Origin of the sequence: Flavobacterium sp., assembly GCF_031363805.1 — a bacterium.
Classification (GTDB): domain Bacteria; phylum Bacteroidota; class Bacteroidia; order Flavobacteriales; family Flavobacteriaceae; genus Flavobacterium.
Genome location: NZ_JANLVD010000272.1, coordinates 1 through 2,441 on the forward strand (window position 1 = coordinate 1; position 2,441 = coordinate 2,441).

At 32.3% G+C, this 2,441-nt stretch carries 3 protein-coding genes; 1 reads left to right on the forward strand and 2 read right to left on the reverse strand.

Annotated elements, in window-relative coordinates:
- A partial coding sequence (locus RMN92_RS14505; protein ID WP_309610157.1) for an MFS transporter occupies nucleotides 1–729 on the reverse strand: 729 nt, incomplete at its 3' end.
- Nucleotides 730–939: 210 nt separating this feature from the next.
- Here RMN92_RS14505 and RMN92_RS14510 point away from each other — a divergent pair.
- The gene (locus RMN92_RS14510; protein ID WP_309610158.1) at nucleotides 940–1,896 is read left to right on the forward strand and encodes a hypothetical protein; all 957 of its coding nucleotides are present in this window, start codon (nucleotides 940–942) and stop codon (nucleotides 1,894–1,896) included.
- Nucleotide 1,897: 1 nt separating this feature from the next.
- Here the strand turns inward: RMN92_RS14510 and RMN92_RS14515 are convergent.
- Nucleotides 1,898–2,441, reverse strand: a 544-nt coding sequence (locus tag RMN92_RS14515; protein WP_309610159.1) for a Smr/MutS family protein, incomplete at its 5' end; no start/stop codon positions are given.

Sequence of the window (2,441 nt, forward strand, 5' to 3'; positions counted from 1 at the left end):
ACAAACTGCCAATAATACAGTCATAATCACCAATGTTCTCAAAGCTTTATTGGCTTTTTCCATGGGTTCTATAGAAATACCGCTGGGTACTTTTTTGGAAAAATAAAACAAGGCTGCCGCAGCAATAAATAATAATCCCACACCTACATATAATATTACGACTTTATTTAATTCTAATAATTTTATTTGTTCATCCGTTACAGATTCGGCTGTTCCAAATAAAGCCAATGCTACGACAATTGGGCCAATGGTAGTTCCAAATGAATTGATTCCGCCACCCAAATTGACTCTACTGGTTCCTGTTTTTGGATCGCCCAGTGAAATGGCAAATGGGTTTGCTGCTGTTTGTTGCAACGAAAATCCTAAGGCGACTATAAACAATCCTACTAACATTCCTGCATAAACATTTGCTTCAACAGCAACTATCATGGCGGCAGCACCTAATGCGGAAAATAAAAGTCCGTACACAATACTTTTTTTGTAACCCCATTTTCCAACAATATCTTTGCCAGATAAATCCCCGAGTGCAAACAACAATAATGCGCCAATATAATAAGCGGTGTAAAATGCAAAGTCAACCAATTGTGACTGAAATTGATCCAAAGAAAAATAACTTTTACAAAAAGGAATAAAAATACTATTTCCAGCCGCTATAAATCCCCAGAAGAAAAAAACAGTTATTAAGGTGTAAAGTGCTGGATAGTTGGTTTTGTTGGTATCTGAAATCATAAAACGAAGTATTTAATGTGGTTTTGGATTCAAATATAGTAATAATGTTTAAATTTTCTTAAATTGATTAATAAAGCTTTCATTAGAGTTTAAAAATATTATTTTTGTTTAAAATTAATTCCAATGAAATGAGCCTACCCGAAGAATTCGTCAGAAAGCGAATTTTGATATGCGAATTACATATGACCAATTAAAAAACATTATATCCATATGAAATATTTCATAATCCTATTTTTAAGTTTATCATTATTGACTAGTTGTAATGATGGTGATTTGATTACAGAAACATTCAATTTTGAAACCAATACCAACGTTATTAAGTGCGACGCTTCCAATATATTTTATAAAATAAATGCGGCTGAAGCTTTAATTTTAAATACTCCCGAAGAAAATTTTCCAAATGTAGAAACTGTTGTCAATACCCCAAGAGTAGTTTCCATAGGAAATACAACTACAATATTTTATAGAAAATATAGCCAAACGGTTGCTGCGAATTCAATATGCAGCTCGCCAGCTCCAGCAACTCCTGTAGTTTTGGAAGAATGGAATATTACTGGTGGCACAATGCAAATAATTACAACTAAATTATTTGACACTAATGGTACGACTGTTGTAGCTTTTAACCATAATATTGTTTTGAAAAACGTGACTTTTGTGACCACAGGAAAACAAGTGGTTTACGATACTTATGCTTTTGGAAATTATAGAACTAATGTAGTTAAATTGCCTTTTGAATTCAGTTTATCTCAAACAATAAAATGTACCAACAACAATTTAATTTTCAGATACAATGCCAATGAGGTTTTGTTACTAGATTTGGATCAAACAATTTTTCCAAATGCTATCACAGTAGTTGGTAGTCCAAGAACACAATTGATAAATGCTACTAATAAAGTGGTTTATAGAACTTATAATGGTAGTTTGAACGGGAATTTTTTCTGTTCTTCCATTCCCCCAACTTCTCCATTATTAGTTGATGAATGGATTGGTCAAGATGGCGTTGCCAGCGTTTCTGGAATTATAAAAGTGGATACCGAAGCATTAACAAATCCAACCGCTTACAAACATACCATTACTTTGTTTAAAGTAACTTTTAAGAAAGGTTTTCAAACCTATACACCATTATTGGATAATTATGTTTTTGGCACATATATTACTACACCATAAATTATAAATTCTTTTTTTGGATAAAGTAAACTTCTGTTGCGCCTAGACCATATTTTTGATAATTGGCATCTTGAAATGAAATATTTTCATAGCGACCCAATAAAAAATCGAGTTCAGCTTTTAGAACGCCCTCGCCTACTCCATGTATAAAAACTACTTTCGGAATTCTGTTTCGCAAGGCAAAATCCATTTGACGTTTTACAGTTTCCGTTTGAATATTTAAAATATCGTAGTTGCTCATACCTCGTTTGTTTGGAACCAATTTTTCGATGTGCAGATCAATTTCAAGGACAAATTCATCCTTATTGGATTTTTTTTCTTTGACAAAACTTCTTGGTTTCGGAATTTCTTTTTGTTTGGCTATTTCAGAAAAATTGGTTTTGGCAATACTGTTTAATAATTCCCCCGAAGATTCAATTAATATTAGTTCTTTTTCTTCAAAATCAAGTTCAAAACCATCTTCCGTTTCAACCGTAATGGTTTTTCCATTTACTTTTAAAACTTTACCGTTTATAGCATCGTCAATAACAGAAATTTTATCTCCT

Bases quoted from the DNA above. Each gene is read 5' to 3' on its own strand.
- RMN92_RS14510 (WP_309610158.1), top strand. From the start codon at position 940: ATGAAATATTTCATAATCCTATTTTTAAGTTTATCATTATTGACTAGT.